Annotated in this window: 7 protein-coding genes; 2 read left to right on the forward strand and 5 right to left on the reverse strand. The window is 61.2% G+C overall.

All coding sequences use genetic code 11. From position 1 onward, the window contains the following. Positions 1-10: 10 nt before the first annotated feature. The 5 genes from pcaF to pcaR form a co-directional block, all read right to left on the reverse strand. Complete coding sequence (pcaF, locus tag A462_RS29480; RefSeq protein WP_177325564.1) at positions 11-1,216, reverse strand: 3-oxoadipyl-CoA thiolase; 1,206 nt, start codon at positions 1,214-1,216, stop codon at positions 11-13. Continuing rightward, entirely contained in the window at positions 1,213-1,995 is a 783-nt protein-coding gene (locus A462_RS29475) for a CoA-transferase subunit beta (RefSeq protein ID WP_172834582.1), read from the reverse strand. Before A462_RS29475 ends, pcaF begins: the two co-directional genes overlap by 4 nt. Further along, the gene (locus tag A462_RS29470) at positions 1,992-2,849 is read right to left on the reverse strand and encodes a CoA transferase subunit A (RefSeq protein ID WP_003219830.1); all 858 of its coding nucleotides are present in this window, start codon (positions 2,847-2,849) and stop codon (positions 1,992-1,994) included. Before A462_RS29470 ends, A462_RS29475 begins: the two co-directional genes overlap by 4 nt. A 147-nt stretch (positions 2,850-2,996) precedes the next feature. After that, positions 2,997-4,343, reverse strand: coding sequence for an MFS transporter (locus tag A462_RS29465; RefSeq protein WP_003219832.1), 1,347 nt, complete (start codon positions 4,341-4,343; stop codon positions 2,997-2,999). A gap of 148 nt (positions 4,344-4,491) precedes the next feature. Continuing rightward, entirely contained in the window at positions 4,492-5,334 is an 843-nt protein-coding gene (pcaR, locus tag A462_RS29460) for a pca regulon transcriptional regulator PcaR (RefSeq protein ID WP_003219833.1), read from the reverse strand. Positions 5,335-6,001: 667 nt separating this feature from the next. On the opposite strand from pcaR, the gene A462_RS29455 reads away from it, so the two are divergent. After that, positions 6,002-6,202: a hypothetical protein gene (locus A462_RS29455; RefSeq protein ID WP_003219834.1), complete on the forward strand. Its 201-nt coding sequence runs from the start codon at positions 6,002-6,004 to the stop codon at positions 6,200-6,202. A gap of 310 nt (positions 6,203-6,512) precedes the next feature. After that, positions 6,513-7,988 carry an inorganic phosphate transporter gene (locus tag A462_RS29450; RefSeq protein ID WP_003219836.1) on the forward strand — a complete coding sequence of 492 codons (1,476 nt, stop codon included), beginning with the start codon at positions 6,513-6,515 and terminating at the stop codon, positions 7,986-7,988. The last annotated feature ends 154 nt before the right edge of the window (positions 7,989-8,142 follow it).

Consider the following 8,142-nt stretch of genomic DNA (forward strand, 5'->3'; position numbering starts at 1 on the left):
CTTGTGGGTCTCAAACGCGTTCGATCGCCAGGGCCAGGCCTTGGCCCACACCGACGCACATGGTCGCCAGGCCTTTGCTGCCACCGGTTTTTTCCAGCTGATGCAGCGCGGTCAGTACCAGGCGCGCACCGCTCATGCCCAGCGGATGGCCAAGGGCAATCGCGCCGCCGTTCGGGTTGACCTGCGGTGCGTCGTCGGCAATCCCCAGTTCACGCAGCACGGCCAGGCCCTGGCTGGCGAAGGCTTCGTTGAGTTCGATCACATCGAAATCAGTTACCGCCAGGCCCAGGCGCTCCACCAGTTTGCGCACCGCCGGCACCGGGCCGATGCCCATCACACGCGGCGCCACACCGGCGCTGGCCATGCCCAGCACCCGGGCGCGGGCGGTCAGGCCGTGTTTTTTGACGGCTTCAGCAGAGGCCAGAATCAGCGCAGCGGCACCATCGTTCACACCAGAGGCGTTGCCTGCGGTGACGGTCTTTTCCGGACCATTGACCGGCTTGAGTTTGGCCAGGGCTTCCAGGGTGGTATCGGCCCGTGGATGCTCGTCGTGCTCGACCACGGTTTCGCCTTTTTTGTGGGCGACGCGCACCGGTACGATTTCTTCGGCGAAGAAACCGGCGGCCTGTGCAGCGGCCGTACGTTGTTGGCTGCGCAGGGCGAAGGCGTCCTGGTCGGCGCGGGAGATTTTATAGTCGTCGGCCACGTTGTCAGCGGTTTGCGGCATCGGGTCGACGCCGTACTGGGCCTTCATCAACGGATTGATAAAGCGCCAGCCGATGGTGGTGTCTTCCAGCTTCATGTTGCGCGAGAACGCCGCATCGGCCTTGCCCATCACGAACGGCGCGCGGGACATCGACTCGACGCCACCGGCAATCGCCAGCTCCATCTCGCCGCTGGCGATGGCGCGGAAGGCCGTGCCGATCGCGTCCATGCCCGAAGCGCACAGGCGGTTCAGGGTGACGCCGGGAATGCTCTCCGGAAGGCCGGCCAGCAATGCCGCCATGCGCGCCACGTTGCGGTTGTCTTCGCCGGCCTGGTTGGCGCAGCCGAGGAACACTTCGTCCACAGCGCTCCACTCCACCGACGGGTTGCGCTCCATCAGCGCCTTGATCGGCAGTGCCGCCAGGTCATCGGCGCGCACGTTGGACAAGCCACCGCCAAAACGGCCGATGGGGGTACGAATGGCGTCACAGATAAATACGTCGCGCATCAGGCTTCTCCGGGGGCTTGGCCGTGGGCGGCAGCGGTGCGTGCCTCAAGGTCGCGCAGGGCAGTCAGTTCAATCTCGGTGGGTTCGGCGCTGGTGGTCACCTGGTCGGCAAAACGAATCGCCCAACCGGTGGCGGCCACTACTTGCTCACGGGTCACGCCGGGGTGCAGGGCGGTGACGACAAATTCGTGGCTGCCCTCCTCCGGCTCCATGATGCACAGGTCGGTAATAATCCCTACAGGACCGGCGCCTGGCAGACCCAGGCGTTTGCGCGAGTCACCGCCTTCGCCGTGGCCGACCGAAGTGATGAAGTCCAGCTTGTCGACAAACGAGCGGGCCGACTGCTTGAGGATGATCAGCACGCTCTTCGCGGAGCCGGCGATCTCCGGCGCGCCACCGGCACCTGGCAGGCGCACTTTGGGCTGGTGGTAGTCACCGACCACGGTGGTGTTGATATTGCCGAAACGGTCGACCTGGGCCGCGCCGAGGAAGCCGACGTCAATGCGCCCGCCCTGCAGCCAGTAGCGAAAAATCTCACCGGTCGGCACCACGGTGTCAGCGGTTTCAGCCAGCTCGCCGTCACCGATGGACAGCGGCAGCACCGAAGGCTTGGCGCCAATCGGGCCGGACTCGTAGATCAGCACCACATCCGGCGACGACGTCAGGCGCGCCAGGTTGGCAGCCTTGGAGGGAAGGCCGATGCCGACGAAGCACACCGAACCGTTCTTCAGGCGGCGCGCGGCGGCGACGGTCATCATTTCGTTGGTCGAGTAAGCCATTATTTGGCCTCCTGCGCGGTGGCCAGCTTGGCCTGGAATTCACTGAAATTGGCGGTGCCGTGGATGTATTCGTTGATCCACGCAGTAAACGTCTCACGGTCCCGGGCGATGGGGTCCCAGGCCTGGTAGAAACGGTTGTCACGTTCGGTGTAACCGTGAGCGTAGGACGGATGCGCGCCACCCGGCACATGGCACACGGCAGTCAGGGCCCAGGTCGGCAGCACGCAGGCGTTCATCGGCGCGTTGAGGTCGTCGACGATTTCTTCAACGGTAACGATGCAGCGCTTGGCCGCCAGGGCCGCTTCCTTCTGCACCCCGAGGATGCCCCACAGCAGCACGTTGCCCTTGCGGTCAGCCTTTTGCGCGTGGATCACGGTGATGTCCGGGCGCACCGACGGCACGGCCGCCAGTACTTCACCGGTGAAGGGGCAGGTCACGGTCTTGATCAGCGGGTTGACCTTGGGCAGGTCGGAGCCGGCGTAGGCGCGCAACACCGCGAATGGCAGGCCGGAGGCACCGGCGACGTAGGCATTGGCCAGGTCGGCGTGGCTGTGCTCTTCGATCTCCAGCGGTTGCGGCCATTGCTTTTCAACGGCGTCCCGCAGGCGATGCAGTGAACCCACGCCCGGGTTGCCGCCCCAGGAGAAAATCAGCTTGCGTGCACAGCCGGCGCCGATCAACTGGTCGTAGATCAGGTCAGGCGTCATGCGCACCAGCGTCAGGTCTTTCTTGCCCTGACGAATGATTTCATGACCTGCCGCCGTAGGGATCAGGTGAGTAAAGCCTTCGAGTGCAACGGTGTCGCCGTCATTCACGAACTGCTTTACCGCATCAGCCAGCGAAAGGATTTCAGCCATGGGGTGGGCTCCCGGTATCGATCGAAAAAGGCGCTGGAGGCAGCGCCGAAGTGCTTGAAGATTAAGCCGGGGGTCGGGGCCAAACAATCCGATAATCGACTGAGTGTTCGATTATCGAACGGATTGTTGTCTTGCTATCGGTCCGTTTCAGGTAGCGTCGGCATGGCTGACCATGCCCTTGATCACCACCGCGGTGGTGGCCAATGCCGCCGGGATCACCAGGGCGGTCAGCACCTGTTCGAAGTTCCAGCCCAGGCCCAGCAAGGTCGCGCCCATCCACGCCCCGAGTATCGCGCCGAAGCGGCCGATGCCGAGCATCCACGACACGCCCGTGGCGCGGCCCTGGGTCGGGTAGAAACGTGCGGCCAGCGACGGCATCGCCGACTGCGCACCGTTGACACACATGCCGGCAATCAACACCAGAGTCGCCAGCAGCGTGATATTGCCCAGGCTCTGCCCCACCGCGTAGGCAAACACCCCGGCCAGCAGGTAGAAGGTACCGATGACCTTGTGGGGATTGAACCGGTCCATCGCCCAGCCCACGCCGACCGCACTCAATACGCCGCCAAACTGGAACAACGCACCGATAAACGCGGCCTGTTCCATGCTGGCGCCGCTGTCGCGCATCAGGGTCGGCAGCCAACTGGTCAGCAGGTAAACAATCACCAGGCCCATGAAATACGTCAGCCACAACAGCAAGGTGCCGGCGCTGTAGGTGCCGGAGAAGATCACCGCGAACACGTTGCGCGCCTTGACGGTTTTCTGTTCGGGCACGCTGAAGCTCGAGGCCTGGGCGACGATGCCCGGCTCGATAGGCGCCAGGGTCTTGCGCACTTTGTCGGTGCCGCGATTGCGCACCACCAGGTAACGCGCCGACTCCGGCAGCCAGAACAGCAGCACCACCGCGAGGATCAGCGGCAACAGGCCGCCGATCATCAGCAGGCTGTGCCAGCCATACGCCGGGATCAGCTTGGCCGAGATAAACCCGCCACCGGCCATGCCCAGGTTGAAGCCGCAGAACATGCTGGTCACCAGCAGCGACTTATGGCGTTCCGGGGTGTATTCGGAGAGCAGTGTCGTGGCGTTCGGCATGCCGGCGCCCAGGCCGAGACCGGTGAGGAAGCGCAGGATCAGCAGTTGATCGACGTTGCTGCTGTAGGCCGAGGCCAGGCTGAAGGCCCCAAACACCAGCACCGCCCCCACCAGCACCACCTTGCGCCCGAAGCGGTCGGCGAGTGGGCCGGAGCCCAGGGCGCCGAAGACCATGCCGATCAACGCGGCACTCATTACCGGGCCGAGGCTGGCGCGGTCGATACCCCAGTCCTGGGACAGCGCCGGGGCGATGAAGCCCATGGCGGCAGTGTCGAGGCCGTCGAGGAAGACGATGAGAAAACACAGGATCACCACTCGCCACTGATACCGCGACAGCGGCTGGGCGTTGATGAAGGACTGAACGTCCAGGCAAGTACCGACAGCAGGTGAAGGCTGATTCATTATTTTTATTTCCACACCGATGGGCGGGCGAACGACCTTGAGTCGTCATTATTATTGGGGCGGCGCCTTGAAGCGCTGCCGCACATTAATAAGCCTTGGGAAACACCGTCAATTCATCCAGCCGGGATCTGTGCGGTCACCGAACAGCTTACGCAAACAGCTGCGCACTCAGCTCCTGGCTGGCACTGAGCATGCTCGGCAGGAAACGCTGCTCCAGCTCGCTGCGGCTGACCCGCCCGGCATGGGTGCTGACGTTCAGTGCCGCCAGGACCTGGCCCGAAGCGTCGTACACCGGCACGGCGATGGAACGCAGCCCTTGCTCCAGTTCCTGGTCGACAATGCACCAGCCCTGCTGCCGCACTTCCTGCAGGCATTCGAGCAAGGCTTGCGGGGTGGTGAGGGTGCGGCTGGTCTTGGTTTGCAGGTCGGCGTGGTCGAGGTAGTCCTGCAGCGAGGCGTCATCCAGCGCCGCCAGCAGGATACGGCCCATGGAGGTGCAGTAGGCCGGGAGACGGCCGCCCACGGAAAGGTCGACGGAAATCAGGCGTTGGGTGGTGGCGGAGCGGGCAATGTAGAGGATGTCATCACCTTCCAGGGTTGCCATGTTGCACGCCTCGTGGAGCTGCTCGCTCATGCGGTCCAGGTAAGGCTGCGCCGAAACGGCCAGGGGCGTGGACGACAGGTAAGCGTGGCCGAGGGTCAGCACCTTGGGCAACAGCGAATAGGTACGCCCGTCGGTGGTGGCGTAGCCGAGTTTGATCAGGGTATGCAGGCAACGGCGTACGGCAGCGCGGGGGATTTCCGTGCGGTGGCTGATCTGGGCGATGGTCAGGTGGCGCTTGCGCTCCTGGAATGCCTGCACCACGGCCAGGCCGCGTGCCAGGGAGGTCATGAAATCCGGATCACCGGTAAACGCCTGGATGCGCTTGGCCGGTGACGCAACGATCGGCGGCGCCACTGATGCGAAGGAGTTGCGCAATTGATCGTTCATTTGGGGTCCTTTCTCTTATTTTTAACCGCTGCGGGAGGGTGACCGCTATTACAAGCCGCCGTGCAATGGCTGCACAAGGCAGGGCAACCAACATTGGGCGATTATCGGACGGTCATTCGATTATCGCAATTTGTCACCGCCGACCGGTGCCGGAACCCCTCTACATCCATTTGAGTGCCTTTCAGAATCGACTGATGTACGAGAGAAGTTAAGGTTGATTAACGCCTGTAGAACATTGCACGATTTATGGCGCCAATAGTTCAGCAAATACCCCACACACCTGCGTAACAAAACCCTCACACAAAGTTGACGATTTTTAACTTGTTGGCGATAGTGTTATTCAAGCGCGTGGCTATAATGCATCCTGTGCAGGAGCCAGCCTCGCCTGACCCCGAGGATAGATTTCACCCAGTCGTGCACCGGCTGCGTGCAGGCTCCGCCGCAAGTACCTGACACACATTTCGAATGCCTGCCAACTGCTTGTGGCTGTGACAAGAAAACTGTTGCTACGACAACTGCTCTTCTCCGGTATCGTGGCCGCGTGCAATAAAGAAGTGGTTTTTCCTGTATACCTTTCCACGCTGATCTTCAGATTGACGGTATACCGGGGGCGACTTCCCGGCATCGCGTTTCGCCGGAATCAAACTCAACTCAATTAGGTAACAATGTGACGAAAGACGAACTGCGCGCGGAACTTGAGCGCCAGGAACAACGTTACAAGGATGTTTACGGCGGGGAAGTCACCACCTACGCCGCCCAGCCAGAACCTGAACGCAAGCCATGGCGCAAACGAGCCAGCCTGCTCGACCAGGCCTTTGCCCAGGAAATCCAAAAGATTGAACAGGACCTCAAAGCCGAAGAGCCATAAGCGTTTCGGGTTGAGCTTCCAAAGGTGCCATCTCTCTGCCAGTACCACGCTGGTGGAGGGAAGCCCGTTATGTGGCCTTAGCGAAATTTCATACGATTGTTTCAGTTATTCCCTTCCGGCGCTTTATCCCGCAAATTTGATGGATCCTCCATATAAATCAATCACTTGCCAAAGCCCCGAAAACACCGGGATGCACGCCTCCCCCCCATTTTTTTTCGTTGAAGAATGTTACCGATGAGCAGCTAGTGCATTGATTACCGATGTTTTCTGGCATAATCGCGCCCCCTTACGACCGGGTCAGAAAACCTTCATGATCGATTTATTCAGCGGACTGGATGCTTGGGTTCTAGTGAGCCTGTTGCTCGCCCTGGCCTTTGTCCTCGCCTTCGAGTTCATCAATGGCTTTCATGACACCGCTAACGCGGTTGCCACAGTCATCTATACCAAAGCCATGCCCCCGCATCTGGCCGTGTTCTTCTCCGGGGTGTTCAACTTCCTCGGCGTGTTGCTCGGTGGGGTCGGTGTTGCGTATGCCATCGTGCACCTGCTGCCGGTGGAGTTGCTGATCAATGTGAACACCGGCCACGGTCTGGCCATGGTCTTCTCATTATTGGCAGCGGCGATCACCTGGAACCTCGGCACCTGGTATTTCGGGATCCCGGCGTCCAGTTCCCACACCCTGATCGGTTCGATCCTCGGTGTCGGCCTGGCCAACGCCCTGATCAACGACATTCCCCTGGCTGACGGCGTCAACTGGCAGAAAGCGATCGATATCGGCGCTTCGCTGGTGTTCTCGCCGATGGCTGGTTTCGTGGTTGCCGCCCTGGTGCTGCTGGGCCTGAAATGGTGGCGCCCGCTGTCGAAGATGCACAAGACACCGGACCAGCGCCGCAAGCTCGACGACAAGAAGCACCCGCCGTTCTGGAACCGCCTGGTCCTGGTGATTTCGGCGATGGCCGTGAGCTTCGTGCACGGCTCCAACGACGGGCAGAAAGGTATTGGCCTGATCATGCTGGTACTGATCGGTATCGTGCCGGCGCAGTTCGTACTGGACCTGGGCAGCACCACTTACCAGATCGAGCGCACCCGCGACGCCACGCTGCACTTGAATCAGTTCTACCAACGCAATCAAGAAACCCTCGGTGAGTTCCTGGCCCTGGGCAAAAGCGTGAAAGACGATTTGCCGGGCAAGTTCCAGTGCAATCCGCAGCAGACTGAACCGACGATCAACGCCCTGCTGGGGACCTTGAAAGGTGTCTCTGACTACCATTCGTTGACCGCCGAGCACCGGATTGAAGTGCGTCGTTATCTGTTGTGCCTGGATGACACCGCGAAGAAGGTGGGCAAGTTGCCAGGCCTGGATGCGCGTGAGAAGTCGGACCTGGACAAGTTGCGCAAGGACCTGACGGCGACCACCGAGTACGCGCCGTTCTGGGTGATCCTGGCGGTGGCACTGGCCTTGGGCCTGGGCACCATGGTGGGCTGGAAGCGTGTGGTACTGACCATTGGTGAGAAGATCGGCAAGCAGGGCATGACGTATGCCCAGGGTATGTCGGCGCAGATCACCACGGCCAGCATGATTGGCTTGGCCAATATCTTCAGCTTGCCGGTTTCCACGACCCATGTGTTGTCTTCGGGTGTGGCGGGGACCATGGTGGCGAACAAGAGCGGGCTGCAAGGTGGCACCGTCAAGACCATTCTGATGGCTTGGGTGTTGACGCTGCCGGCGACTGTGGGCCTTTCGGCCGGGTTGTTCTGGTTGGCTTCCAAGGCTTTGGGTAGCTGACAGCTCTTGGGCTTGTGAAGAGGGTGCGACCTGTGAGGGTCGTGCCTTTTTTTATGGCTGGGGTTTGGGTGTATATCCGTTATTTAGGTAACGGCGACTATTGGTTCCGCTCTTACAGCGGCTCACTTTTGAACAGCGCAAAAGTAAGCAAAAC

Source organism: Pseudomonas sp. Ag1 (assembly GCF_000278565.1).
GTDB lineage: Bacteria > Pseudomonadota > Gammaproteobacteria > Pseudomonadales > Pseudomonadaceae > Aquipseudomonas.

Bases quoted from the DNA above. Each gene is read 5' to 3' on its own strand.
- A462_RS29470 (WP_003219830.1), bottom strand. From the start codon at position 2,849: ATGGCTGAAATCCTTTCGCTGGCTGATGCGGTAAAGCAGTTCGTGAAT.
- A462_RS29465 (WP_003219832.1), bottom strand. From the start codon at position 4,343: ATGAATCAGCCTTCACCTGCTGTCGGTACTTGCCTGGACGTTCAGTCC.
- pcaR (WP_003219833.1), bottom strand. From the start codon at position 5,334: ATGAACGATCAATTGCGCAACTCCTTCGCATCAGTGGCGCCGCCGATC.
- A462_RS29450 (WP_003219836.1), top strand. From the start codon at position 6,513: ATGATCGATTTATTCAGCGGACTGGATGCTTGGGTTCTAGTGAGCCTG.